The 25,743-nt window shown below is 55.1% G+C and carries 17 protein-coding genes, 2 other RNA genes and 3 pseudogenes; 13 read left to right on the top strand and 9 right to left on the bottom strand.

The window, feature by feature from the left end:
- Positions 1-123: 123 nt before the first annotated feature.
- The 7 genes and pseudogenes from AK821_RS01775 to AK821_RS01745 form a co-directional block, all read left to right on the top strand.
- Positions 124-948, top strand: coding sequence for a (Fe-S)-binding protein (locus AK821_RS01775; RefSeq protein ID WP_064387868.1), 825 nt, complete (start codon positions 124-126; stop codon positions 946-948).
- Positions 945-2,399, top strand: coding sequence for a LutB/LldF family L-lactate oxidation iron-sulfur protein (locus AK821_RS01770; RefSeq protein ID WP_064387867.1), 1,455 nt, complete (start codon positions 945-947; stop codon positions 2,397-2,399). Before AK821_RS01775 ends, AK821_RS01770 begins: the two co-directional genes overlap by 4 nt.
- Positions 2,399-3,070, top strand: a complete 672-nt coding sequence (locus AK821_RS01765; RefSeq protein WP_064387866.1) for a LutC/YkgG family protein — start codon at positions 2,399-2,401, stop codon at positions 3,068-3,070. Before AK821_RS01770 ends, AK821_RS01765 begins: the two co-directional genes overlap by 1 nt.
- The gene (locus AK821_RS01760; protein ID WP_064387865.1) at positions 3,067-5,877 is read left to right on the top strand and encodes an FAD-binding and (Fe-S)-binding domain-containing protein; all 2,811 of its coding nucleotides are present in this window, start codon (positions 3,067-3,069) and stop codon (positions 5,875-5,877) included. Before AK821_RS01765 ends, AK821_RS01760 begins: the two co-directional genes overlap by 4 nt.
- A 130-nt stretch (positions 5,878-6,007) precedes the next feature.
- Positions 6,008-6,286 carry a hypothetical protein gene (locus tag AK821_RS01755; RefSeq protein WP_064387864.1) on the top strand — a complete coding sequence of 93 codons (279 nt, stop codon included), beginning with the start codon at positions 6,008-6,010 and terminating at the stop codon, positions 6,284-6,286.
- A gap of 96 nt (positions 6,287-6,382) precedes the next feature.
- Positions 6,383-6,771: a transfer-messenger RNA gene (gene ssrA, locus AK821_RS01750) on the top strand.
- A gap of 167 nt (positions 6,772-6,938) precedes the next feature.
- A pseudogene (locus AK821_RS01745) lies at positions 6,939-7,504 on the top strand (tyrosine-type recombinase/integrase); the annotation flags it as partial.
- On the opposite strand, the pseudogene AK821_RS30985 reads toward AK821_RS01745, so the two are convergent.
- The 4 genes and pseudogenes from AK821_RS30985 to AK821_RS01725 all read right to left on the bottom strand — a co-directional run.
- A pseudogene (locus AK821_RS30985) lies at positions 7,502-8,127 on the bottom strand (S-type pyocin domain-containing protein); the annotation flags it as partial. The pseudogenes AK821_RS01745 and AK821_RS30985 sit on opposite strands and share 3 nt — an antisense overlap.
- A gap of 350 nt (positions 8,128-8,477) precedes the next feature.
- Entirely contained in the window at positions 8,478-9,044 is a 567-nt protein-coding gene (locus tag AK821_RS01735) for a hypothetical protein (RefSeq protein ID WP_064387862.1), read from the bottom strand.
- Positions 9,044-9,865 carry a DUF7946 domain-containing protein gene (locus AK821_RS01730; protein ID WP_064387861.1) on the bottom strand — a complete coding sequence of 274 codons (822 nt, stop codon included), beginning with the start codon at positions 9,863-9,865 and terminating at the stop codon, positions 9,044-9,046. Before AK821_RS01730 ends, AK821_RS01735 begins: the two co-directional genes overlap by 1 nt.
- Before the next feature lie 64 nt (positions 9,866-9,929).
- Positions 9,930-13,283, bottom strand: a complete 3,354-nt coding sequence (locus AK821_RS01725) for a P-loop NTPase fold protein (RefSeq protein WP_064387860.1) — start codon at positions 13,281-13,283, stop codon at positions 9,930-9,932.
- Between the two features lie 954 nt (positions 13,284-14,237).
- On the opposite strand from AK821_RS01725, the gene AK821_RS01720 reads away from it, so the two are divergent.
- Together AK821_RS01720 and AK821_RS01715 are read left to right on the top strand one after the other, a co-directional pair.
- Positions 14,238-14,306, top strand: an RNA gene (locus AK821_RS01720) — hammerhead ribozyme type II.
- 541 nt (positions 14,307-14,847) lie between these two features.
- Positions 14,848-15,774, top strand: coding sequence for a hypothetical protein (locus AK821_RS01715; RefSeq protein ID WP_064387859.1), 927 nt, complete (start codon positions 14,848-14,850; stop codon positions 15,772-15,774).
- An 88-nt stretch (positions 15,775-15,862) separates the two neighbouring features.
- Here the strand turns inward: AK821_RS01715 and AK821_RS01710 are convergent, their stop codons facing one another.
- Positions 15,863-17,599 (bottom strand): hypothetical protein, encoded by a 1,737-nt coding sequence (locus AK821_RS01710; protein ID WP_064387858.1) that lies wholly within the window; start codon positions 17,597-17,599, stop codon positions 15,863-15,865.
- Positions 17,600-18,270: 671 nt separating this feature from the next.
- On the opposite strand from AK821_RS01710, the gene AK821_RS01705 reads away from it, so the two are divergent.
- The 4 genes and pseudogenes from AK821_RS01705 (at position 18,271) to AK821_RS31275 (ending at position 22,502) form a co-directional block, all read left to right on the top strand.
- Positions 18,271-18,858 carry a GNAT family N-acetyltransferase gene (locus AK821_RS01705; protein WP_064387857.1) on the top strand — a complete coding sequence of 196 codons (588 nt, stop codon included), beginning with the start codon at positions 18,271-18,273 and terminating at the stop codon, positions 18,856-18,858.
- 68 nt (positions 18,859-18,926) lie between these two features.
- Entirely contained in the window at positions 18,927-20,366 is a 1,440-nt protein-coding gene (locus tag AK821_RS01700) for an ArnT family glycosyltransferase (protein ID WP_064387856.1), read from the top strand.
- Between the two features lie 48 nt (positions 20,367-20,414).
- Positions 20,415-21,644, top strand: a pseudogene (locus tag AK821_RS31280) (methyl-accepting chemotaxis protein); the annotation flags it as partial.
- On the top strand, positions 21,639-22,502 hold the full coding sequence (locus AK821_RS31275; RefSeq protein ID WP_442965572.1) for a methyl-accepting chemotaxis protein: 864 nt from the start codon (positions 21,639-21,641) through the stop codon (positions 22,500-22,502). The pseudogene AK821_RS31280 and the gene AK821_RS31275, both read left to right, overlap by 6 nt.
- Positions 22,503-22,812: 310 nt before the next feature.
- Here AK821_RS31275 and AK821_RS01690 read toward each other — a convergent pair whose 3' ends face one another.
- The 4 genes from AK821_RS01690 to AK821_RS01675 form a co-directional block, all read right to left on the bottom strand.
- Positions 22,813-23,232, bottom strand: a complete 420-nt coding sequence (locus tag AK821_RS01690; protein WP_064387854.1) for a type II toxin-antitoxin system VapC family toxin — start codon at positions 23,230-23,232, stop codon at positions 22,813-22,815.
- Positions 23,229-23,474: a FitA-like ribbon-helix-helix domain-containing protein gene (locus tag AK821_RS01685; protein ID WP_064387938.1), complete on the bottom strand. Its 246-nt coding sequence runs from the start codon at positions 23,472-23,474 to the stop codon at positions 23,229-23,231. Before AK821_RS01685 ends, AK821_RS01690 begins: the two co-directional genes overlap by 4 nt.
- A gap of 215 nt (positions 23,475-23,689) precedes the next feature.
- Positions 23,690-24,169, bottom strand: a complete 480-nt coding sequence (locus AK821_RS01680) for a hypothetical protein (RefSeq protein WP_105709261.1) — start codon at positions 24,167-24,169, stop codon at positions 23,690-23,692.
- A gap of 164 nt (positions 24,170-24,333) precedes the next feature.
- Positions 24,334-25,707 (bottom strand): DUF1329 domain-containing protein, encoded by a 1,374-nt coding sequence (locus tag AK821_RS01675; protein WP_064387852.1) that lies wholly within the window; start codon positions 25,705-25,707, stop codon positions 24,334-24,336.
- Between the last annotated feature and the right edge of the window lie 36 nt (positions 25,708-25,743).

Here is a 25,743-nt window from a genome sequence, read left to right as displayed (position 1 = left end):
CGCCGGTTGGTGATGCCGGCGTCAGCAACTCACAACCCGGTCTGTAAGGCTGCTGAAAGCATTGCTCTCTATATTCAGCAGCCGCAACAGACGGATAACCGGGCCCACCCGGAGACACGCCTGATGAGCGAGCTTTTTTACAACGCCGTGCCAAACGCGACCCGCGTGGCACCGCCACTGCCCGAACCTCGGCAATACCCTAGCGAGAAACCGCCACGGGTCTACCTGTTCGGCACATGCGTAGTCGACCTGTTCTACCCCGAAGCCGGGATGGACGCGATCCACTTGCTGGAGCGCGAAGGCATTCGGGTCGAGTATCCGCAAGGGCAGAGTTGCTGCGGCCAACCGGCCTACACCTCGGGTTATACCGAGCAGGCGCGGACGGTAGCGCGCTCGCAACTGGCGCTGTTTGCCGGGGATTTTCCGGTGGTGGTGCCGTCGGGTTCCTGCGCCGGCATGCTGCGTGAGCATTACGCCGACTTGTTCAAGGACGAGCCGGACACGTTGAAACAGGTTCAGGCCCTCGCAGCCCGTACCTATGAACTGGCCGAGTTTCTGCTGTTCGTCTGCAAGGTGCAGCTCAAGGACAGCGGCGAACCGGTCAAAGTCGCGCTGCACACTTCGTGTTCGGCACGCCGCGAAATGAACACCCACCTGCACGGCCGCGAGTTGTTGGCGCAGTTGAGCAACGTGGAACGGGTCAATCATGACCATGAAAGCGAATGCTGTGGCTTCGGCGGAACATTCAGCGTCCGTATGCCAGACATTTCCGGCGCGATGGTGGCTGACAAGACCAAAGCGCTGAAGGATTCCGGCGCGCACAAGGTATTGAGCGCCGACTGTGGCTGTTTGATGAACATCAACGGCGCATTGGAGAAACAAAAAGAAGCGCTGCGCGGGCAACATCTCGCCAGCTTCTTGTGGCAACGAACCGGTGGTGCGCAATGAGCACTTCCGCGATTATTCCTACGGTCGCCGTAGAAGAAGATTTCCGCACCCGGGCACACAATGCCCTGGGTGATCAGCAGTTGCGGAACAACTTCCGCACTGCCATGGATTCACTGATGGTCAAGCGGGCAGCCGCTTTCAGTGATCCCCATGAAAGAGAACATTTGCGCGCACTGGGCAATTCGATCAAAGCCCGCGCGCTGTCCAAGTTGCCCGACCTGCTCGAGCAACTGGAACAGAACCTGACCCGCAACGGTGTGACAGTGCACTGGGCGGAAACGGTGGACGAGGCCAATGGCATCGTCTTATCGATCATCCGCGCTCACGAGGCGCGGCAAGTGATCAAGGGCAAATCGATGGTCAGCGAAGAGATGGAGATGAACCATTTCCTCGGGGCTCGGGACATTGAATGTCTGGAGTCCGATATGGGGGAATACATCGTCCAGCTCGACCACGAGAAGCCTTCACACATCATTATGCCGGCGATCCACAAGAATGCCGGTCAGGTCGCGTCCTTGTTCCACGACAAACTTGGCGTGGAATACACCAAGGACGTTGACCAACTCATTCAGATCGGTCGCAGAGTCCTGCGGCAGAAATTCTTCGAAGCGGACATCGGCGTCTCCGGTGTCAACTTCGCCGTGGCCGAAACCGGCACCTTGCTGCTGGTGGAAAACGAAGGCAACGGCCGCATGACCACCACCGTGCCGCCGGTGCACATCGCCGTCACCGGCATCGAAAAAGTCGTGGAAAACCTCCGAGACGTGGTGCCGCTGCTGTCACTGCTGACCCGCTCGGCGCTGGGCATTCCGATCACCACTTACGTCAACATGATCTCCGGCCCGCGCAAGGAGCACGAACTCGACGGCCCGCAGGAAGTGCATCTGGTGCTGCTCGACAACGGTCGCAGCCAGGCTTTCGCCGACAGCGAATTGCGCCAGACCCTGAACTGCATCCGCTGCGGCGCCTGCATGAACCATTGCCCGGTCTACACCCGCGTCGGTGGCCACACCTATGGCGAGGTTTACCCTGGACCGATCGGCAAAATCATCACCCCGCACATGGTTGGTCTGGCCAAGGTTCCGGATCATCCGAGCGCTTCGTCGCTGTGCGGCGCCTGCGGTGAAGTGTGCCCGGTAAAAATTCCTATCCCCGCGATCCTGCGGCGCCTGCGCGAAGAGAACGTCAAAGCCCCTGACAGCCCGAATCAAGTGATGCGCGGTCAGGGCAGCAAGTATTCGCGCAAGGAACGCTTTATCTGGAACGCCTGGGCGAGACTCAACAGCTCGCCAACCTTGTATCGACTGTTCGGTTTCTTCGCCACGCGCCTGCGTGCGCTGACTCCGAATAACGTCGGCCCGTGGACGCAAAATCACAGCGCACCGAAACCCGCCGCGCGCTCACTGCACGACATGGCCCGTGAGCATCTGGCCAAACAGGGAGACCGTTGATGAGCGCCAAGCAAAATATCCTCGGCAAACTGCGGAAAAGTCTGACGGGCACCACGCCGATTGCCGACGACTTCGATGTCGATCTGGTGACGCAGCCTTACACCTACACTGCCGAACAGCGCATTCCGCAACTGCGCAAATTGATGGAAGCAGTGCACACCGAAATCCACCTGACCTCGGGCGAAGAATGGCCGGCACTGCTCGCACAATTGCTCCGCGATCGTCAGTTGCCGAGCCTGTTGATTGCACCGACTACCGCCCACGGGCAGAAAATCACACAGCACTGGGCGAACAATCCCGAGCTGCCGACGCTGAAATCCTACGACCGACCAATGGAAGAGTGGAAAGCCGAACTGTTCAACGATACCCCGGCAAGTATCACCGGAACCCTCGGCGCCATCGCCGCAACCGGCAGCCTGATTCTGTGGCCAACCCGCGAAGAACCGCGTTTGATGAGCCTGGTGCCACCGGTGCATTTCGCTTTGCTCAAGGCCAGTGAAATCCGCGACAACTTCTATCAGGTGCAACAGCAATTCGAATGGGCGCAAGGCATGCCGACCAACGCGTTGCTGGTGTCCGGCCCGTCGAAAACTGCAGACATCGAGCAAGTACTGGCTTACGGCGCCCACGGTCCGAAAGATCTGGTGGTACTGATTCTGGAGGACCAATGATGCTCCCAGTGAGTTTCCTGCGTGATGCGCAGCAATTGATTCCGGCCCAGCGCCGCTTTGATGATCCGTTATCGACACTGGCTTTCGGCACCGACGCGAGTTTTTATCGGCTGATTCCGCAACTGGTGATTCGCGTCGAATCTGAAGATGAAGTGGTGGCACTGCTGAAACTGGCTCAGCGCGATCATGTTCCGGTGACGTTCCGCGCGGCGGGTACCAGTCTGTCTGGCCAGGCAATCAGCGACTCGGTGTTGATTGTGCTTGGGGATAACTGGAACGCGCGCGAGATTCGTGGCCAAGGTACGCAGATCCGTCTGCAACCGGGGGTAATCGGTGCGCAAGCCAATGCGTGGCTGGCGCCGTTCGGACGCAAGATCGGCCCGGATCCGGCGTCGATCAACGCCTGCAAAATCGGCGGCATCGTCGCCAACAACGCCAGCGGCATGTGCTGCGGCACCGCGCAAAATACCTATCACACGCTGGCCGGCATTCGTCTGGTGCTGGCCGATGGCACACGCCTGGATACCGAAGATGCCGCCAGTGTTGCGGCGTTTCGCAGCAGTCACGGCGATCTGCTCGAACGCCTGACGACGTTGGGCCGCGAAACCCGCGCCAACGCCGAACTGGCTGCACGAATCCGCCACAAATACCGTCTGAAAAATACCACCGGCTTGTCACTCAACGCCTTGGTGGACTTCGATGAGCCTGTGGATATCTTGAGCCACTTGCTGGTCGGCTCCGAAGGCACGCTCGGCTTCATCAGCGCGGTGACGTACGACACCGTGATCGATCACCCGAACAAAGCCTCGGCGCTGATTGTGTTTCCCGATGTGGAAACCTGCTGCAACGCAGTCACCGTGCTGAAAAGCCAAGCGGTTTCCGCCGTAGAGTTGCTGGACCGGCGCAGTCTTCGCTCGGTGCAGGACAAACCCGGCATGCCCGCTTTCGTACAACAGCTGTCGAATAATGCCTGCGCGCTGCTGATTGAATCCCGCGCTGCATCTTCTTCTTTGCTACAGGAACAACTGGCGCAGATCATGGCGTCGCTCAGCGGTTTCCCGGTGGAGAAGCAAGTCGACTTCAGCGAAGACCCTGTGGAAAACGCCAAGCTGTGGGCGATCCGCAAAGACACCTTCCCCGCCGTCGGCGCCGTGCGAAAAACCGGCACCACGGTGATCATCGAAGACGTGACCTTCCCGGTCGAACAACTGGCCATCGGCGTAAATCGCTTGATCGAGCTGTTCGACAAACATTCCTACGATGAAGCGATCCTTTTCGGACACGCACTGGAAGGCAATCTGCACTTCGTCTTCACTCAAGGCTTCAACAACCCGGAAGAAGTCGCCCGCTATCAAGCGTTCATGGACGACGTCGCGCAATTGGTGGCGGTGGAATTCGGTGGTTCGCTGAAAGCCGAACACGGCACCGGACGCAACATGGCGCCGTTCGTGGAACTGGAATGGGGCAGCGACGCCTATCAACTGATGTGGCAGCTCAAACGTCTGCTCGATCCGAACGGCATTCTCAACCCGGACGTGGTGCTCAGCGAAGATCCGCAGATCCACCTCAAACACCTGAAACCGCTGCCGGCGGCCGACGAGATTGTGGATAAGTGCATCGAGTGTGGGTTCTGCGAGCCGGTCTGCCCGTCGAAAGGCCTGACCCTGAGTCCACGCCAGCGCATCGTGATCTGGCGCGATATACAGGCGAAGAAACGTGCCGGCGTCGACACCACCGAACTGGAAAAAGCCTACGAGTATCAAGGCATCGACACCTGCGCCGCGACGGGTCTGTGTGCACAGCGTTGCCCTGTAGGCATCAATACCGGCGAGCTGGTGAAAAAGCTCCGTGGCCGACACGCGAAGCATCAGAAAACCGCTGACTGGATCGAAGGAAACTTCGCCAAGACTTTGCAAGGCGCACGCTTCACCCTGCATGTGGCCAACGGTGCACGGATGATGCTCGGCGCACCGCGCCTGGCGAAACTTTCGGCAACGATTACGCGCCTGTCCAAGGGCCAGGTACCACTGTGGACGAATGCGATGCCACAACCGGAGAAAGCCATTCGCTTTAGTCCGAGCATGTCGGACGAACGCCCGCGCGTGGTGTATCTGGCCGCGTGTGTGTCGCGGGTCATGGGCCCGGCGGCGGGTGATAAAGAGCAGATGTCGCTGTACGACAAAACCCTTGGCCTGTTGGAAAAGGCCGGTTACCAAGTGGTCTTCCCGGACAACCAGGACAACCTCTGCTGCGGTCAGCCTTTCGCCTCCAAAGGCTATGCCGAGCAAGCCGAACACAAACGCCAGGAGCTGATCAGCGCACTGCTGCACGCCAGTCGCGGCGGGCTCGACCCGATCTATTGCGACACCAGCCCATGCACGTTGCGGCTGGTGCAGGACGTAGGAGAAACCCGTCTGGATCTGTACGACCCGGTGCGTTTCATCCGTACGCATCTTCTCGAACGACTGGATTTCACCCCGCAAGACGCACCGATTGCCGTGCACGTGACCTGCAGCACGCAACATCTGGGCGAAAGCCAGGCGTTGATCGATCTGGCGCGCAAGTGCAGCAAGACCGTGGTGATCCCGGAGGGCATTCATTGTTGCGGATTTGCCGGTGACAAGGGCTTTACCACGCCAGAGTTGAACAGCCACTCACTGCGCACGCTCAAGGAGGCCGTGCAGCATTGCAGCGAGGGAATTTCCACCAGCCGAACCTGTGAGATCGGCCTGACACAACATGGCGGAATCGACTATCACGGGCTGGTCTATCTGGTGGATCGAGTGACCCGGGCAAAGGCCTGCTGAAGAAAAATAGAACCCTTGAGTTCGACTGTAGTCCACAGATTAACCCCGACTGATCGGGGTTTTTCATCCATTCGGTTGCCCGTCCTGACGGCCAGCGAAGTCTGGACCCACTCGGTTCAAGGAGATACACATGAAACGTTCTGTACTGTTAGGTCTGTTCGTTACTGCATCGATGATGGCGTCCACTTCGTTTGCCGCGGACAAACCTGCGGACCTGTGCGATGCCAATATCCAGACCATTCAAAGTGGCAAGGCGCAGTTGTCTGCGAATCCAGAGCTGAGCCAGCGCGCTGAAGCCAGTGTGACCAGAGCTCAGTCGCTCAAGGCCGAGGGCAAGATCGATGACTGTGTAGCGGAAACCTCGCAAACCATCGTCGAACTGCGCAAAGCCACCGGCACCAACAACTGATCAGCGTCCAGGCCAACCTTCGGGTTGGCCTTGTGGGCTGATTGGCGTACACTGCGCAGGCTTGTTGCTCAAACAGATGTACTGAGCAATGAGTTCGGGGCCGTTTAGGATTCGACGCCGGTTGCGAAACTCTAGGTGCATGCCGACTTGGTAACAGAAGTCGTAAATCCACTGTTGCAACTACTTATAGTTGCCAATGACGACCAATACGGTGTTGCTCTCGCTGCTTAATTGCAGCTGACAATGCTCCTGGTACCTTCGGGTCCAGCAATCATCAGGGGATGTCTGTAAACCCAAAATGATTGTCATATAGAACAGAATCGCCGTGCAGTACGTTGTGGACGAAGCGGCTAAAACTTACACAACTCGCCCAAAGCACCCTGCCCTTCGGGTCGCTGAGGGTTAACTTAATAGAAACGGCTACGCATGTAGTACCGACAGCGGAGTACTGGCGGACGGGGGTTCAAATCCCCCCGGCTCCACCAAATAGCAATCTAGACCTGTCTCAGACAGTCTACGAAACACCCCAAGAAGCCCGCCCTGTGCGGGCTTTCTTGTTTCTGGCTATCCGTCCTTGTCTACCCCTATCCCAATGTGCGCTGTATCCTTTCGTGTACCTCGGATACAGATTGAAACTGATGGGTACAAGGAAATGAAAAGGACTGAAATCAAACGGCGCCCTCTCGCTGACAGTCATAGCGAGCCTGGAAGCTGACTCCAAAGAGTACCGCGAGCACGATGGGAACAACGTGTACCTCCGTGTCCGGCCAGACGGGAAGAAGTCGTGGCAGCTTCGCTACAAGAAAGCTGACGGAAAGTGGTCATGGATAGGGTTGGGCAGTTATCCAACGGTCTCCGGATCTGCTGCGCGACAGAAAGCAGTCGACCTGCGGGCAAGCACTGCTGATGGGAGCAACCCATTGGCAACAATGCGGGCCCAAAAAAGCCGCTGCGTTGGAAAGCGCCAGTAATACCTTCGAAAAACTTGCTCGGGAATGGTATGCGTCGAAACGTAAAGGTTGGACCGCAGGAACAGCAGTCCGAACCATCGGCGCACTGGAGCTGCATGTCTTCCCGGTTTTCGGAACTCGCTCGTACCGCGAAATTCTTCCAATGGAATGGATGGACTTTCTTCGCTCAATGGAGCGGAAAGGAATCATTGAGCAGACCAGCCGCGTAAGAGGAATGTGTCGTGAGATTTACGACCTCGCGAGGGTACCCCTTCAGTGTTCCGTCATCCTGCTCCTCAACGTGTAGGCGGACGCGAGTACGGGCCTTCTCCAGCGACTGAAGCTGGTCTTCCGTGTAGAGGGAGCTGTCACCAAGGTTCGACGGCCACAGTAAAGCGACTATCCCCGCCAATGTACCAGCGGCCACACCGGCTGTGAGAACGCCGGTAGCACCAGTAGCCCCCGTTGCAGCAGAGCCGGTTGCAACACTCGCGCCTCCAGCAGCTCCAGCCGTACACAGCCCGCCACAAGAGGCAGCCGCAGCGCCCGCGCCACCCAATAGGAGAGTTCCCAGGGTGGCGGGTAAGGCATTACCGCTGATTTTTTCAGTGGGATATTTCCTGCGGCATCAGTCTCGCGACCGCCGAGGAGAGAGAACTCTCCGTAGTTGGCCAGGCTCCCGACGGGGATAAATCCGGCAGGCTTTTTGGGATCGATCACACCGTCCGCGAGATCGCAGCTCTTGGCGAATACACAGCCTTTGCTGGCAGGTTTCGTCTCGTTCTTCGTCGGGAGATCTTTGTATTCAGCCCAGCGCTGAGCGTGTATATCGACGGGCTCGGTGCCGATATTGCGGTAACCCTTCGGTGGGTTAGGGACGTATCCACTCATTCCTTGATTCCTGAATCCTTTTCATCTGAAAGACAGCATGGTGCAGGCGAAACACTGCGGTGAGCAGCAAGGCAGGCCGCCGAGCCAGCACATTTGCAGGGTAATAATTTCGATGAGAGAGGATAACCGCTGCGGTGAGTTAGTCGAGTGATAGCAAATAGCCAGACCGAGGCAAAATCCGCCTCACGCGCCAACCATCTAAACACTGGCGGATTTCGGCTCAATATGACGCCCGCGGGTTTACTTTCGACCAAATGCCGTTGTTGGTAGCAAATAACCTTGCCACTTAACCAAATTCGATATGGTATAAATAATTCATAAAATCTGACCAAACGACTACTGCATAAATATCACAAAGACATAGATGGTGGAGGACCACTCATACTGTCATTGTGAACTTTAGCATTTGTAGCGAACTCAAAAAAAAGCCCCCAATACTCCTCGCAAACATTGATACCATGTTTGAAATTTTCGCCATACATAGCACAATAAGAGTAGTATCCAAACATGTAAAATGCCACGCACTCATCAATCTGCCTGGATCGAACAAGCAGCGCTATCTCCTCAAAGAACGCCATGAGTTTACGCTTTTTATCCCACATATCTTCATCCGCTAACCGAATGTCATCAGAGTCAATAAGACATAAGACCTCGTAAAGATCTTTATCATCAAATAAACGCCGATGTTGCGCCAAAAAAAACTCTGTTCTTTTTAGGCGCGCAGAAATTTCTTTATCATGTAGGTCCTTGAGCCTTTGCTCATCAAGCCTGCGCAGCTCCTGATAAATCTTATATAGACCAATAGTTCCAAAAAACACCATCGCAATGACGCCCACTGCCTGCCAACAAGAGGCCCATTCCGCCATCGTCAAACAAGTATCAATCAAAGCCATACAATAGCGCGAAGGTTCGGACATTATAAAATCTCTAATATATCTTCAACAATGTAACGCTTTACCACACCGTGCGCACTTACAATCTTCTTAACTTTAAGGTGAACCTTACCTGGCAGACCATCATTATGTTCTTGCATAGACTTCAATGAAAGACCTTTGAGCCTGTGGTCATCGGGGTGTGCGAGAGCAAACGATACAACTTTATCTTCCTCATCAGAAAACAGGCGTCCAAAATGGCTAAGCACATTTACCTTAGTAACATTCCCCACAATATATTCACTTCCAATTTGAACTTCTCTAGTCGTCACATAATCTAGCGTCTCGCTCCCCAAAACTAAAGCATCACCCACTCTAGGCCGATTAAAAAAAACCTTGACCTTATCATCACGAACAATTGCTCTATGTATCAAGAGCATGGGAGATTCAAGCGCATCGGATACCTCATGAATAAACAGCTCATTCTTCGAAGCTATTTTTTTAACATATGAAGTCGTAGGCTCAACCTCTAATCCCACAGCACTAGATAAAACCCAAGTTAAATAATCCCAAAAAACATTTACCAGAACTGTGTTGCCAACCTTCTTAGCGGTCTTTTCACAAAATCTGATATCCACCTGCTCCTCAAAACAACCCTTCCTCGATGAATGGACAAATGCTTGAGCGCCTTTTGCACTTTGATTTTTTGTCCTTACCTCCTCGTCATTGACAAAAGAATGCGCAACCAAGTTAACGGCTCTGGCCAATCCTGTAATGGTGTTCGCAGCGTCATAAATATCCAGAAGCCCTTCATCAGCAACCCCACCTTCCAAGCGCAAAATCAAATTTACTTCTTTAACTTCCATGCTAATTCCCCATACCAAACAATTCTAGACTCTTTATAATGATAGACAGTATAGAAACTTGTCATTACTTACCTAATATTGCTTTTGCCAAATCGTTCATCCGAGTTCTAAATCCGTGCCGAGTTGATAGATCCTCATAGATTTTTGGCATACGTGCTTTGAGTTTTGTCACGAGAGATGCGTAGGTATCTTTATAATCCTTAGAGATTGTCCAGTTTGCAAGTTGTGCGGCTCTCGAGTCCAGAAAGTCTGAAGTCGCAGACGTTGTTTCCGGATTGCTGTGCATAGCTGCCAATATTTGAAGAAGCCTCTCCTCCTCTACGGCCGTCCTTGGCGTAACACTAGACAGCAGTGCGCCAAATTCGGATAGAATAAAAATAGAGGACTCAACACTAGTGCTTTGGTCAAAAACAAAGGCCCGAAGTTCCGTTCCCAAAACGGCACAAGTGTCATTATCAAAAAGCTGTAGCACTGATTTTGTGTTGCTGACCGCTGCCACCGAAGGAGCTACGAATGGCACAGTCTTTACAGTGGTTGATAGAAAAGAGGACACAGCTATGCGAGAGAATTTCTCACCTAAAAAATCTAGTTTCATGTCGACCATGAATCTAAGAACTGCTTCCTCGTTCGCGTCGGCATTTTCAATTATTTTCAACCATGAAGCCGCATCGACTTGTGGCCCAAAGTGCTTGTCCAACAACGCTCCTCGCAACTGAAGAAGTGTGGCGTTGGAAGCAACAAGAATTTCTTTCAGGATCAGTGAATCCAGACTTCCAAGCGATGGCAGATTAGTTGGATTTAGGTGGAATGATGTAAACCAACTCAAAAACTCATCTCTTGATATATCGTACTCAAAAAGGATCTCACAGAGTTCTGTGAAGCTTGCGAATATCTCGCGAGAGTAGACGTTGGCGATCGCTTCGTCCTTAATAAGTTTCGCAAGTATTGGAGCAACCAAATGAGAGGATTCCCCTTGAAGTGTTAATTTCAAAAGATTGTCAGATGTGGTGGCTGCTCGTACTAAAGCCTCCAGAAACTCAGGTTCCTCTTCAAATGCCTTCTCGATCGCAGGGATCTCGCTAAGGGGCGCTCCTAAGTTCTGCCGCATATAGATTACGGCCATCGCGATTTTGATATAGGGCGACGTAACCGCAGACAAATGCCTCTGAATCATAACTGGGACTGAACTGGTGTACTCTTTGAAAAATACTGCTGCCAGCCAGAGCCTTTCTTCTGCAGGATTTATATCTATTGCTGTCGTTACAGAAGCAGTCTGCTCATCATTAAGGAAGTAGTTCCTAGCCGCTAATGACAAGCGAACTTTGCCAAAATAGGCGACTAGACAATGTTGCCAGTCTTCCTCATTCAATGGAGTCATAACAAAATCTACTGCCTCAGTAGATGCAATTTGTAATACAGCATCTCTGAGACCTTTACTACTGAAAGCAATATTATTGGGATTGATAACTTTAAGATCTGGATCTGGCACAATCATGTGAAACAATACTTCCGAACTATCCAGAGTCAACGGCTCGAAGCGATTACCCATTGAATCCAAATAGTGATCATATCGCGAAATTGTTGCTTGATATGAGTCGACCGATTCTACATTAAACGCCTCATTATTGATCTGTTCGAACGCCCTCTTAGCATCTGCAAGTGAGCTTTCAAATATCGACTTTCGCAGACCCAGACTAATCAATCCCTTGATCGCGTCAAAATAACCGTTTTCCGGCGATATTTTTGTCAATTGATCGCTGCTGCTGAATTTATCGCTGACGTAGGGAAGTAAGGCATCAATGCTACAGTCTTCAATTTTGGATGCCTGATAAAGAGTCTGAAAAATATTACTGGGCGCCCCCCCCCCATCCAGACCACGAACGAAAGAATCCATAAATCCAAAGTAAGGAATTAATGAGGCAAGCTTCTTACCGTCTTGAGACTCAAAAGCATTTGCCAACGGTTGGTCGATCAATTCGGCGATTGCAATGTCGGCAGATGTCTGGAAGTGGATCTGCAAAATCTGGATCGGCCACCCTGCCTTCATATCTTCGCCCAACAATGCCTTGAGCGTCAGCTTGGTCTTGTCAATGCTGAGTACCAAATTCAACGCTGCGACCTGTGCCGCTTCAGTCTCGCCGATTGGCACATTGTTGTCTGACTTTGCTGAATCTGGCCTCTTTAGCATAGCCTCGATGGATATGTTGTTGTACTTGCAGATAGCGATGTACGCGGCGATGCACACAACACTCGGCTTGTCGGCAGTAACCAATAGAGTAGTAGCAATATCGTTGATGAATCGCTTTTGTAGGCGAGGTGTGACCAGCCCTCCGGCCATCGGACTGTGTCTCTGCAGGATTACGCTACAGGTATCAGCGTCTTTTATATTGTTCGCGCCGAAACTTTGAGACCAGAGTGTTCTGAATGCATCTTTCCAGCCAGACGTGATGATCGGTGGTGTTCTGAAAACCACTGGAAATTTCTTGGCTATGAAGTCCTTTGAGTCATAGCTTTGCTCGCCCTCACCATTCAGGTACTTCGAGACCTTACTAGAGCAGAAAGGGACGATGACGCTGAGATTTTCAGTGCCTGTCACTGATGTAAATATTTCCAGATCGCTCCATACCGACCGCAGGACGTCGCGAGGCAGTCGATCCAGATTATCAATCACGATTATGAAATGGTGATCCTTCACCGAGTGCAGATGCTTAGCTAACGCACGCTTCAAATCTAGCGGGCTAACTTCTTTACTTATCTCAATAGTTTCGCTGATATGGTCATCAGAACTACCCTTCAGCAGACTGGATATGTTCCATCGTTTTTTTCCAGGCTGATTTTTGCGATTAAAGAAAAATGCTAAGCCCAAGATGATGGCAGGAGCCAAACTGGCAGCCAGATAAGACATGTGTTTCCACCATTCGAGCTCGATACTCCCGCGTAATTGTGGAAGATAGTCTCGAATAAACGTGGGGCTTAAGACTCCGCTTGCAATCAACAATACTGCCCATATGCTTATGTGGCTTCGAGTGTCTTTCGTGTAACTGAAGTGTCGACCCAGCGCAATGTCGCGATTCTTTACGACGTCGACGACATCATTTTCTCGGTGCAGGTCTTTGAGCAGGGACGTGATTTGGTCTGTAAATAATTCGATGAAATTACTTTTGATCGAGCCCTGATAATTTTGCTCGCAGTCAAATATCCACAACTTTGTGTTTGACCCTTCTAAGGATATTTTTTTCTCAAGCATCTGTAAGATCGAGCTTTTTCCTGATCCGAATTCGCCATCAAGGCCGATTACACGGTGATTCTTCTTGCACTTGATGTAATCGTGCATAGCTTGGGCGACGCGATCGTGGCTCTCGCCTTTAAACACATCAACGCCCGAAGGGTTTTCACTCTGAAAATTTAGGATATCCATCAGTCCCTTGCACCTTTTGAGGCCCTCACCGCGTGGCCAATGTACGCCAGAATACGTGCTTACTGGCTATCTGCCCATAGCGGACAAAGCGCCCAAACTACGTTCTGTGAGTACAGGTCGCATTAACAAAACCCACCTGAACATCTAGGTTTTTAAAATGAATAACTTGGACCGTCCTTGATTTCCCGAATGACCATCTACGAACTGCGACCTACGGCCTCGCATACGTTTGGACACAAGCGGTCGATTGTAAGGGACTGCTTCTGGCCGAAAGCGGCCTGTTGCTCCTACCAACTAATCGCTCGCACAGCTGGCGACCTGATGATTTAAAGACCGCTAACCGTGTCTATCGGGCAGGCCGGGAGCGGGAACACTCTGTCCTTCTGCATCATATGCATGACTTCGCTCATTCATTTCTCATGCATCAAAAGTGTTACACCCGATAGCAGAGTTACACGCCTCACGACTGGTGTACGAAGTCGGTGTAACTTACAAAATACTAAACAAATACAATCACTTAACAGTACTCGTTACACCAGTTACATGAGTTACACCACATTTGGAGGGATGTATCCCCCGCACCCCGGAAGCATCAATCCCACCAGCGAACGTCAGGTGTGTGTCCCTCCGTGCGCCTGGGCCCCTGAGGTTTTCCTTTAGACACGGGGTCGGAAACCCGCAGGACCTTGTTAGCGGGAGAACTCCCAGCTTAGTGAACAGGTGAACCCGGTGAACTGCCGATTCACCTGTGCATTTGCCCTACGGAATGACGTCTTTGGGTTCACCATTACCGAAACGGTAACGATGGCTGTTTTTCAACGTGATTCTTTCAATTTCAATGACTGAAATTTCAGTAACTCTTGAGTCCTCCCACTAACGAAACCTCGCGGGTTTCCGACCCCGTGACGTTCAAATGTTCCTAGGGGCCCCCGCAGTTTTCGGTTAGCATCTCTATGCCGAAACGTACTTAGCAAGTATGTCTCTCAGAGGTGGCCTCCTGAGACTGATGATGGCGAGCTCTGTTTTTTTGGTTATAGGTCCTACAGGTTTCATCGCAGGTTTTGTAATTTCAGAAATCATCTCTTATCTATCAACTCTCACTATGGAGGATTTTCGTATGGTCAAGAAGGCTAAACACGAGGTAATGGCGTACGTTAAAAGCATCCCGAGTCGCATCATCGCGTCTCTGGAGGCCCACCTCCCTTCCAGGTAAAACCTGCTGAGGAGCTTGTGAAACTCAAGCGAAAAGGACACTGAGAATAGTTTTATCGGGTGAGACAAGTACGGCATTTGAACGACAGGTTGGGTAAACCGTTGATGAGCAGACTGGAGCATATATCCCCTGCTGTATCCCGATAAAAATCAGACCCGCTGAAACCCAATGAGTACGGGGATTTTACAATCGGGTTCAAATGCCCCCGGCCCACCAACTCTCAACGACAAGGCCCGCCAAGTGCGGGCTTTGTCGCATCTGAAGTTCGGGATTTTCCGGATCAGCGCGATTGGACTGGCGTGCTGCGCCGGAACTATGCTTTGAGCCATCGGCAATGACCCAAGGACTTTCATGAACGTTTGGCTGCGTGTCCTATTGGCTACCCTCGTTTCACTGTCTGCGCACGCCGCGACCACCGACATCCCCCCAAGAGTCCAGCAGGTCGTCTACAAGAGTGGCCCCGGCAGCGTGCAATTCAAGCAGTCGATCAAGGGCTATAAAACTGCGGAGTACACGCTCAGCGGCAAAGCCGGGCAGATCCTGACGGTGGGCTTCAAATCTGCCAACCTTTCCGCCGCCTTCAACCTCGCCACCAAAGGTGCTGATTACGCGCTGTTCAACGGTTCGGTCATGGGCAATCATTTCCTCGGCTCGTTGCCGGCCGATGGCGATTACACGGTGCAGGTCTATCTCATGCGCAGTGCTGCCCGACGCGATGAAGTGGCCAACTACGAGATTTCCCTCACTCTCGCCAACGGCGACGCAGTGGATAACCAGCGACCTTTCGATCAACACGTGGCGTTGCAGGGCATCGATTTTCATGTGAAAGCGGATCTGCTCGATGGCAAACCCACATTGCGTATCGACCCCCAAGGCCTGGAGATCGACAACTCAGTGATCACCCGCCCACTCAACGGCGATATCATCCGCGCCGAGGTCGGCGACCTGAATAATGACGGCTCGCCTGAGCTCTACGTCTTCACTCGCTCGCCCGGTCGCGGGATGCCCGGTGAACTGATCGCCTACTCGGCGAATAACAAAAAATCCCTGAGCGAAATCTATCTGCCGCCCATCAGCGACAACCCGAAAACCGCCGAGGGTTATCAGGGTGAGGACTCATTTGCTGTCGTGGAGAACACGCTCATTCAGCGCTTCCCTGTGTATGGCAGCGCGGACGCCGGAACCGGTCGCACGGGGAAGATGCGCCAGGTTCAGTACAAGTTGGTGCCCGGAGAGGCGGGATGGGTTTTACGTGCAGGCAAAGTGGCGGAGTATTGACATGATCATGGCCGCCGCAAGGAGTGGGTGCGGGCACGTGCGCAAGCAGATGCCGCTACCGATCACATGCCCTGAACCATGCCCTTCTCTACCACGATAACGCTTTCGCAACGTGCTCCGCTTCAGTCCTGGATCGACCACTGTCTGTAATCGGTGCCCGCAACATCGACCGTTGCTCTTTGCGATCGACGATCCAGAACGCCATCTTCGTCGGCGTTTTGCGCGAGGCGCCCGTCTCAGGATCTGCGCTGGAGAAACCTTGTCCATCCGGCGACTGCGTCACCTCGAACTCCCATTTATGGCCGACTGCCGGGATGTCTTCATGGGCTGCCGATTTGGCTGAAAACCCTGTTTTGCTCAGACCCGCAGCTTGCAGGCCGAGATTATTCGTCATGAAGGAGCGCAGCATGGACTCCAGCTCCTGATCAGAAGAGGCTGGCATGCCCACGGTCAGGCCGAGCTGGGCCCCGCTCTGCAGGTTTTCGTAGTAAAAGCGCCCATGGGTGTTCGGTCGCAGACGGTAATCGCCCACGCGCAGCGGCAAATGCACGCCTTGGCGTTCATTGACCAAGGCGTTTTCATCCTTCGGTATATGCCAGCCCAGTGTCGCATCGCTCATCTGCCATTCGATGAATCTGCGGTTCAGCGCCACGGCGTCCTCGTTTCGGCCTTGCCGATAATCGATGTCCGCGGCGAAGTCCAACGCGCTGCGAAAAAGCAGTTCATCGACGACCCGTTCGTCCCAGGCTGACACAGCCAAACCCAGTGCACGACGTGCGGCCTCGAGATCTGCGCGCCGATATTGATCGATGCCGATGTAAGTCTGCATCCGCGCAATCTCGTCCGGGAAGTGCGCGTCGGGCAGCGCCTTTTCCGCCAGTGCCGCAGCCTTGGCTACGCCGTCCGGCAGTGAAGCGGCCACCTCGATATCCCGCACCTGCTGAGCCAGTGGCCGTTCACGAAACAGCGGCGGTGCGCTGCGCCAGTTCAGCGCGGCGAACAATTGGCGCACTTGCTGCGCGATTTGGGCCTCGTCTTGCAATCCGAAATTGACATCGATATCCATCCGCCAGTCGCCGCGGAAGATAAGCCAATGAGCATTGATGCACTGCTTGTCCTCACATTCACTCTGATCTGCGCGCTTGAAAGCGGTCAGGCCGTCGTAGGCGAGATCGGGCATGGTCATTTCCAGCGCACTTGGCTTGTGCCGCGCCTGATAGGACTGCAGCGATGCCTGCCGTTCGGCAGCGCTGATCTTGCGTTGATGCTCGTCATAGGACACGGCAATCTCGGCAGTCAGGCGACCGCCCGGGAGCGCCTGCGTGTAAAGAACAAGAGTGTTGAAGTCGCGTTGTTCGGCCGGCTGGAACCTGGTCAATGTCCACGCCCCCACCGTGAGGGGCATCGAAAAGTCAGCGAGGTCGTAACGCAAGCGGGGCTCGTCCGGCGACAAACGCCATGAAGCGGGATCGGGGCTGGTCACCGCGAACAGCTTTTCTTGCAGGCGGGCGACCTCTGTCCTTTCACCCGCCATCATGCTCGCCTCGATTGCCCGCTCCAGCATGCCCGTGCTCCGAGCGTCGCGCTTGCCCGATGCACCGTTGTCGGCGGCTTGCTTTTCCCAATACGCAATCTGCTCCTCAGCGGCACGGCGGGCCTCGTCATATCGGGCCTGTTTGTGCAGCAGATCAACGAGCAAGGCACCCGCGTCGAGTTCGATAAAATCGAGGGCGCTGCCTTTTCGGCCAGCAACCATCGCCGCCCGGGCAGCGACCGTGGCATCCGCCAGCAAGCCATCGCGGCTCAGACGTTGAGCTTCGTGCATCAACCCTCTAGCGTCGGGTGCCCGAGTCTGTGCCTGTGCCTGAACCGTCGGTGCGCTGCAGACTGCCATGGCGGTTGACAGCAGCAGCGCGGCAAAGAGGCGCCAGCGCCGGCTTTGCCTTGAACGCCGGGGCTGAACCACCGTCCCGGTGCTACACGCTGTTGCCAGGACCTGGGGATACGCGCCATGCATCATTTTTACTACTCCTTGTAGATCCATCCTCCGGGTTTGCGACGGCTGATCCTGTTTGGCAGAGACACCTGTCATGACGTTCGCGGGTTTTGATGACCACCCACAAAGCGTCGCGACATTAGTGCCCTCGACAAACATTATCAAATGAGATTTCAGCTGATTTTTGTACCCCTGTCAGGGACTGATCAGGGAACTCGCTTTTCAAGGTCGTTATTGCTGGGTGAAACGTGCGCAGGTCGACTGGCTGCCGGTCTGCCTTTTTATACCGGCGCAACAGCGTCGAGACCGCACATCGATATGAATTTTTCTTCACTGCAGCTACGCGTCCCAACCTTGTAAAGTCCACCCGCTCATTCAAGAAACTACGGTTCGCCCGCGGCTCTCCCGCGGGCTTTTTTTTGCCTGAAATTCATCACGACTTGCCGTCACCCGGACAATTGCGCGACGCTGCCGGTAGATCCTTCGCCCAGGAGCACCCGATGCCGCTGCTGTCCCTGCCCTGCCAACGCCTGACGCTGGCGATTCTCGCTCCGGATCAGGCCGGCCTCGAAAGTGCGTTCTACCAACGCAACCTGCGCCACCTCGCCCCTTGGTCGCCGATCCGCACCACTGAATATTTTTCCACCGAGCAGATTCGCCGCCGCCTGGAGATTCAGGCCAGCGCCTTTGAGGCCGGGCTGGCGATGCATTTCGCGCTGTTGACTCCGGATGGCGAGCAGATGATCGGCGCGTGCAATTTCAGTGGCATCATTCGCGGCGCGTTTCAGGCCTGCTACCTCGGTTATCACATCGACGGAGCCCATCAGGGCCAGGGTTTGATGCGTGAAGCGCTGGAGGCCGGGATTGGCTACATGTTCGACACGCAGAACCTGCACCGGATCATGGCCAACTACATTCCCGGCAACGAACGCAGCGCGCGGCTGCTGGAGAAGCTGGGGTTTGAGCGGGAGGGTTATGCCAAGGCCTACCTGAACATTGCCGGGCGCTGGCAGGATCATGTGCTGACGTCATTGGTCAATCCCGCATTCGAAACGCCGGAAAAGCGCTGGTCACGCCCCATGGTGTGAGCTTCACGATTTGTTCAGCAATGGCGACGTATGCTCGAGGCTCCCGCCCCCTTCGGTAGCCTGAAACCATGTCGCGTGCCGCCCCTTTGCTGTTTCTGCTTGCCGCCTTGTTGTTTTTCTTCGCGCTGGGCGGTCATCAGTTGCAAGGCTCCACCGAGGCCCGCGTCGCCGGCATCGCCATGGAAATGCACCTGGACAATGACTGGGTAACGCCGCGCCTGTTCGGCGAACCATTTCTGGAAAAACCACCGTTGAGTCTGTGGCTCGACGCTGGCGCCATGCGCGTGTTCGGCGTATCGCCGTGGTCGGTGCGGCTGGCGTCGGCGGTGGCCGGATTGCTCAGCGTGATGGTGCTCTACGGCATGTTGCGCGGTTTCGAGCGGCCGAAGCGAATCGCGTGGACGGCGGGGATTTTGCTGGCGACCATGGCCAGTTATTGGAGCAACGTGCGCGGCGTCGGCGAAGACGCGCTGCTGGCCCTCGGCGTGACGATGGCATTGCTGGCGTTTTTTCAGGCGCAACGTGCATCGACCGCCGGCAACTCGCTGCTGTTTGTCATCGGGATCGCCATTGCCACATTGAGCAAGGGTGTCCTGGGGCTGGCGATGCCGGGGGTGGTGATTTTTGCTTATCTGTTGGCCGATACCTTGATCGATAAACGCCTGAAGATCGCTGATTGGTTGCGACCGGGATTGTTGACCTTGATCGGGCTGATTCCGCTATTGATCTGGCTGGTTGTGCTTTATCAGCATGACGGTGCGCAAGCGGTCAGAGAAGTGTTGCTGACCAACAGCGTCGGACGCTTCAGCGGGTCGTTCGTCGAGGCCGGGCATTACGAGCCGTTCCATTACTACCTCGCCAAGTTGCCGCAAGCGTTTTTGCCGTGGAACATTCTGGTGTATCTGGGGCTGTGGCATTTCCGCAAACAGCTCAAGGCCAATCGTTATCTGCTGTTTTTCAGCCTGTGGGTCGTTGCGCAATTCGTCATGCTGACGTTGGCTTCGAGCAAACGCATGGTGTACCTGATGTCGATGACACCGGCCGCCGCAGTGATCGCAGCGGAGTATGCCTGCGTGCTGTTCGAGCGATTGAAGCAGTACGAATCCGGTAATCGATTGGTAGGCCGAATCGCCCGGCACCGTCAGACACTGGCAGTCGGCGTACTCACGCTGGTGATCGGCAGTTATCTCGCGGCTGCGCAATGGGCGCTGCCCCACGCCGACAAAAAGTTATCGTTCCTGCCGTTGAACGAACACATTCAAATGCTGCAAGCCGAAGGTCGACAAGTTGCGTTGTTTCAAGCCAATGAACGCGTCGGCGGCGCCAGCGTTTTTTACACCCGACAGGTGCTGAAAGGTCTGGATACCGACGCGCAACTGAAAGACTTCCTCGCAGCCTCGCCATCCCACGTCGCCGTCATGGCGGCAGACCGCGAACCTGTCGCACCGTTGAAAGTGCTCAAGACCCTGAGGGTCGGGCGGCAGGCTTATTACTTCGTCGGTTATTGAGGTAGACGCTACACGATCATCTCGTGCAGGCACGCCCCTGAACCCTCAATGAAAAAGAGCCTCAGCGGGGCTGTTACAAATTCTGTCGGACAAAAACCTTTCAGCTCTGGGAAATGCGGCCGATACAAACCTGCTAACACCCTTGCTGGCTCAAAAAAACAACAATCTTCCAGCCTAACCGACGACAAGAAACCCAACGTTTCTGGAGGATTTTTGATGAATAGCTGGTTCGGCAACATCAGCGTGAACATGAAACTGGGCCTGGGCTTCGGCCTGGTGCTGGCCCTGACCTGCGTGCTGGCCCTGACAGGCTGGACCAGCCTCGGTGGCCTGATCGACCGCAGCAACTGGATGAGCGATATCACCCAGCTCAATGCCGGTCTGACCAAACTGCGCGTGGTGCGCCTGCAGTACATGCTGACCAATGGCGATGAAACCGCCGCACAGAATGTGCAGACCACCCTCGAAAGCTTTGCCGCGCAGCAGCAGAAGCTCATCAACAGTTTCAAGAGCCCGGAAAACGTCAAACTGCTCAAGGAGCAGGCAGCGACCATCGCTGAATACCAGACGTCGCTGAACAAAATGCGCAACGCCTATCGCACCGGCAACAGCGCCCGCGACAGCATGAGCGTGAGTGCCGAGACCGCGTACAACCAGATCGAGTCGATCAGCAAACGCGTGCAGCAGATGGACATGAGCGAACAGCGTTTCGAACAGTTCCAGGCGATCACCGCCGCCAAGGAAGCGTTCATCCTCGCGCGCTACGAAGTGCGTGGCTACACCGCCACCACCAATGCCGAAACCGAACAGAAAGCCATCGGCCAGATTGACGCCGCCATTGCCAGCCTCAAGCAACTGAACGTGCATTTTGCTGACTCGCAGCAAGAAGCGCTGCGTCAGCTGGAAACCGCACTCGTCAACTATCGCAGCGCATTGATGGCCTATAAAAACGCCAACACCGATGCGGTGCAAGCCCGTAAGGAAATGACCGATCAAGGCGCCGCCATCGTCACCACGAGCGAGCAGCTGTACCAGATCCAGCTCGACCGTCGTGACATCGAAAGTGCCCAGGCGCGCACCTTCCAGTTGATCAGCACCCTGCTCGCCCTGCTGGTTGGCGTGATTGCTGCGGTGATCATCACCCGTCAGATCACCCGTCCACTGCAGGAAACCCTGGCTGTGGTCGAGCGCATCGCCAGCGGCGACCTGACCCAGAACGTCACCGTTACCCGCCGCGACGAACTCGGTGTGCTGCAACAAGGCATCGCGCGCATGGGCGTGACCCTGCGCGACCTGATCAGCGGCATCCGCGACGGCGTCACCCAGATCGCCAGCGCCGCCGAAGAACTCTCGGCCGTGACCGAGCAGACCAGCGCCGGTGTGAACAGCCAGAAAGTCGAGACCGATCAGGTCGCCACCGCGATGCACGAGATGACTGCCACCGTGCAGGAAGTCGCGCGCAACGCCGAAGAAGCCTCGCAAGCGGCTGCCGCCGCTGACGGCGAAGCCCGTGAAGGCGACAAAGTGGTCAACGAAGCCATCGCCCAGATCGAGCGTCTGGCCAGCGAAGTGGTGCGTTCGACCGAAGCCATGAGCGTGTTGCAACAGGAAAGCGACAAGATCGGCAGCGTCATGGACGTGATCAAGGCCGTTGCCGAACAGCCCAACCTGCTCGCGCTCAACGCCGCGATCGAAGCAGCGCGCGCCGGGGAGGCCGGTCGTGGTTTCGCCGTGGTCGCCGACGAGGATCGTGGTTTGGCCCAGCGCACACAGAAATCCACCGAAGAAATCGAAGGCCTGGTCGCCGGTCTGCAGATCGGCACCCAGCAGGTTTCGGCGGTGATGAGCAACAGCCGCGCGCTGACCGACAGCAGCGTCGCCCTGACGCGCAAGGCTGGCGCGACACTGGAAAACATCACCCGTACGGTGTCGAACATCCAGGCGATGAACCAGCAGATCGCTGCTGCTGCAGAACAGCAGAGCGCCGTGGCTGAAGAGATCAGCCGCAGCATCATCAACGTACGCGATGTGTCTGAACAGACCGCTGCGGCGAGTGATGAGACGGCTGCATCGAGTGTTGAACTGGCGCGTTTGGGTGGTCAGTTGCAGCAGATGGTCAGCCACTTCCGCGTTTGATCTTCGTACAGCGCTGAAGCAAAAAACCAATCGCGGGCAAGCCCGCTCCCACAGGGTTTTGAGTCGTTCACAGATGTTGTGTTCGACTCATGAACTGTGGGAGCGGGCTTGCCCGCGATTGCGTCAGGCCTTTCACCTGGATGTCCCGGAAAACTCGCATCATGTAGGAGCTGCCGCAGGCTGCGATCTTTTGATCTTCGCTTTTGAACAATCTGAAGCAGGATCAAAAGATCGCAGCCTTCGGCAGCTCCTACAGTGCCATGTGGGTAGCGAGCTTTTTCAGGGGCTATCTACTTCGCTTTTGTGATGCTCAAGCTGCCCACGGGTTAATCATCTCTACACCGCTAAACTCGAAATCCTTCACGTTACGGGTAGCTATGGGGAGGCCATGGGTTCGGCAGATCGCAGCAATTTGCGCATCGGCCATCGAAACCGCGCGGCCTTTTGATTCACAATCTGCAACAAGCGTCGCGTACTCGACAGCGGCATGAGCGTCGAAAGACAAAATACGTCCGGCAAAGTCTTCTTCGAACATCGCCATCGCATGGGCCTCAAGTTTTTGTTTGCGCTTTCCGGAAGGCAGCCGAGCGATACCGTGAAATATTTCTGCCACCGTCACGGCACTCACAGCCAGTTCCATCGCAGGCTGTGCATCAACCCAGGCGAGCACCCGGGTCTCAGGCTCGGTTCGCATGAACTCTGATAGAACGTTGGTATCAAGCACTATCATTCGAAGAAATCCACCGCAGTGGCTTTCTCTGAACGCTCCGGCAAATCGAGGTCTACTCCGCCGACAGCACTGAATCTGTCGCGGATTCGGCTGCCAAGACCACCGGTACGGTCTATCGTCGTCAGAGCTCGGCCTAAAATGAGTCGAGCTTCTTCCTCCATGGAATGCCCATTGTGAGCCGCGGTGATGCGCAGTTGTTCCTTGAGCTTTTCATCAAGGTTTCGAATTGTAATGCTGGCCATGATGCCCCCTGCAATCAATGAAATCATTGATTGCAGGCTAGCACATCCTTTCTGGCTAAAAATCGGTGATCGTATAAGCGGCCACTCTCATTTCGACTGGCGCGCTTGGGTGGTCAACTGCAGCAGATGGTAGCCACATAAATAGTGGCTGTACCAACATCTTCCCGAGCAGGCTCCCACACTTGGCCAATGCGATACACAAAGGCAGCCGCTGATCAGTGCCCGTGCTGGCGCGGCCTTTTACCCTTAGTCAAACCCTCAACAGCAAATATCACCTCGACTTTGAAATACTTGTTGCCGATAGATTCGGTCGTGAACGTCAATTTGCCATTGACGCTCAACCCGGTCGGCACATCCGGTCCATCCTTGTTCTGAAATACAACTTCACCGGCACGCGCCCCGTATGTTGGGTAAAACTCGCCGTCGATAAACACCAGATGCTTGATCTCTGCATTTGGAAAAGAAAATTTGCCACTGGGCTGACGGTCATTTTTAAAAGCCACGTAAATCTGCGCGTTGCGTGGCTTATCTATATCTCCCGAAACGATCAATCCAATGCCCTGGTCGTCAAATCGGTGAACCAGTGTCGATTCAAATCTGAACTCGTCAACTAACTGGTCATCACCTCCCCGGTAACTCTGAACCATTCCTTTCATCGTGCCACGCGATGCTTTACTTGCCTGATCAGCATCCATATCGTCGACCTCTCGCTCTGCCCAACGCCCACACCGGTATCGGCGCAAGAGCAGCATGCTGCAAGTAAAGAGTCTTTTGACCTGTTAGAACTGACAGTTCGAAAGACTCAATCGCGATTAAAATCCACTGTTGATACGCGCATTTCAGGCGCAACGTCTGACCATTACCGCGTGCCGCGCTGGCGCAACGCCGACGGCATGAAGTACGCATCCTCCGGCACCGGCTGCGCAAAATCGACCGTCTCCGCCTCTTCGTTATCAAGGTTCTGCACGTAGTAACGCCGCGCCTGCAAATCGTGGAACACGTCCAGCGCACTCCACGTGGTGGGCAGGTCGTAGAAGTTTTTCAGGTAGGCCATCGACACGCGCCACAACTCCCCACGCCCATCGTATTGATCGACCAGTGCCGCGCCCCAGCTGTCTTCATCGAGAAACAGCACACGCTTGGAATAGATGTGTCGCGAACCCGGTTTCAGGTTGCCTTCTACGACCCAGACCCGGTGCAGTTCGTAGCGGGTGTATTGCGGGTTGAGGTGGCCGGGCGTGAGCAGTTGCGCGTATTTCACCTCGGGGCTGCCAACCTTGTAATTGTTGTAGGGGATGTAGATTTCCTGTTTGCCCTTGAGCTTCCAGTCGTAGCGATCCGGTGAGCCGTTGAACAGGTCGGTGTCGTCGGCGGTGCGCAGGCCATCGGAGGATGCGATCGGCGTGTCGTAAGCGAGGTTCGGTGCGCGGCGCACACGGCGTTGGCCGGCATCGTAGATCCACGCTTGGCGCGCGTCCTTGAGCTGATCGAGGGTTTCATGCACGAGTGCGGCACCGCCGGCCAATCGTGCGGGGCTTTTCACGAAGGCGAGGTAGTAGAACAGGATGTTTTTCAGGTCGGCGAACTGGCCGTTCGGGCGGTAGTAGTTGAACAGGGCTTCCTGCTGCGATGTCACCAGCGCGAAGCTGCCGTTGCGCTGGACCGGCGCTTCGGAAGCGCGGCGCACGACGTAGATGCCGCGATAGCGGGTGATGTGGTTCCACAGCACTTCAACGCCGTCCTTGGGCACCGGGAATGGTACGCCGCCGTAGGCATCGGAGAAGCCGCTGCCGCCTTCGAGCAGCTTGGCTGAGGTGGCGTTTTTCAGGGTGTTGTCGTACAGCCATTGCGGTGCCGAACCGGAGCGCCGGGACGGGTAGATCGGCATCTGAAAGGTGTCCGGGTAGCTATTGAACAGGGCGATCTGACCGGGGCTGAGGTGCGTTTTGTACTGGTCGAGATTGGCTTTGGTGATGGTGAACAGCGGTTTGTCGGCCGCGTATGGATCGGGGTGGTGCTGGCCGGGTTTGTAGCCGGCCGGGGCTTGAGTGATGCCGCCGGTCCACGCGGGGATGGTGCCGGCGGCGTTGCCGGCGCGCTCGGCGCCCATGGGGGTCAGGGAGGTTTTCAGTTGTTCGGCTTGTTGTGGGGTGATGGCGGCGAAAACGCTGCCGGCGGCCAGACCTAGAACAAGCCCGAGCGAAGCCTTAGTCAATCGTGAGTTGTGAAACATGATCAATCTCCGAAATGGGAGTGAGGTCTGCAAATC

This window comes from Pseudomonas sp. RIT-PI-r (assembly GCF_001297015.1).
Taxonomy (GTDB): domain Bacteria; phylum Pseudomonadota; class Gammaproteobacteria; order Pseudomonadales; family Pseudomonadaceae; genus Aquipseudomonas.
This window is presented reverse-complemented; position numbering and strand designations above follow the sequence as displayed.

What these genes read in the sequence shown, in the direction of transcription:
- AK821_RS01685 (WP_064387938.1), bottom strand. Translation starts at nt 23,474, where the DNA reads ATGGCCAGCATTACAATTCGAAACCTTGATGAAAAGCTCAAGGAACAA.
- AK821_RS01680 (WP_105709261.1), bottom strand. Translation starts at nt 24,169, where the DNA reads ATGGATGCTGATCAGGCAAGTAAAGCATCGCGTGGCACGATGAAAGGA.
- AK821_RS01700 (WP_064387856.1), top strand. Translation starts at nt 18,927, where the DNA reads ATGTCGCGTGCCGCCCCTTTGCTGTTTCTGCTTGCCGCCTTGTTGTTT.
- AK821_RS01710 (WP_064387858.1), bottom strand. Translation starts at nt 17,599, where the DNA reads ATGCACGAAGCTCAACGTCTGAGCCGCGATGGCTTGCTGGCGGATGCC.
- AK821_RS01735 (WP_064387862.1), bottom strand. Translation starts at nt 9,044, where the DNA reads ATGTCCGAACCTTCGCGCTATTGTATGGCTTTGATTGATACTTGTTTG.
- AK821_RS01675 (WP_064387852.1), bottom strand. Translation starts at nt 25,707, where the DNA reads ATGTTTCACAACTCACGATTGACTAAGGCTTCGCTCGGGCTTGTTCTA.
- AK821_RS01775 (WP_064387868.1), top strand. Translation starts at nt 124, where the DNA reads ATGAGCGAGCTTTTTTACAACGCCGTGCCAAACGCGACCCGCGTGGCA.
- AK821_RS01755 (WP_064387864.1), top strand. Translation starts at nt 6,008, where the DNA reads ATGAAACGTTCTGTACTGTTAGGTCTGTTCGTTACTGCATCGATGATG.
- AK821_RS01690 (WP_064387854.1), bottom strand. Translation starts at nt 23,232, where the DNA reads ATGATAGTGCTTGATACCAACGTTCTATCAGAGTTCATGCGAACCGAG.
- AK821_RS31275 (WP_442965572.1), top strand. Translation starts at nt 21,639, where the DNA reads ATGGGCGTGACCCTGCGCGACCTGATCAGCGGCATCCGCGACGGCGTC.
- AK821_RS01725 (WP_064387860.1), bottom strand. Translation starts at nt 13,283, where the DNA reads ATGGATATCCTAAATTTTCAGAGTGAAAACCCTTCGGGCGTTGATGTG.
- AK821_RS01730 (WP_064387861.1), bottom strand. Translation starts at nt 9,865, where the DNA reads ATGGAAGTTAAAGAAGTAAATTTGATTTTGCGCTTGGAAGGTGGGGTT.
- AK821_RS01770 (WP_064387867.1), top strand. Translation starts at nt 945, where the DNA reads ATGAGCACTTCCGCGATTATTCCTACGGTCGCCGTAGAAGAAGATTTC.
- AK821_RS01705 (WP_064387857.1), top strand. Translation starts at nt 18,271, where the DNA reads ATGCCGCTGCTGTCCCTGCCCTGCCAACGCCTGACGCTGGCGATTCTC.
- AK821_RS01765 (WP_064387866.1), top strand. Translation starts at nt 2,399, where the DNA reads ATGAGCGCCAAGCAAAATATCCTCGGCAAACTGCGGAAAAGTCTGACG.
- AK821_RS01715 (WP_064387859.1), top strand. Translation starts at nt 14,848, where the DNA reads ATGAACGTTTGGCTGCGTGTCCTATTGGCTACCCTCGTTTCACTGTCT.
- AK821_RS01760 (WP_064387865.1), top strand. Translation starts at nt 3,067, where the DNA reads ATGATGCTCCCAGTGAGTTTCCTGCGTGATGCGCAGCAATTGATTCCG.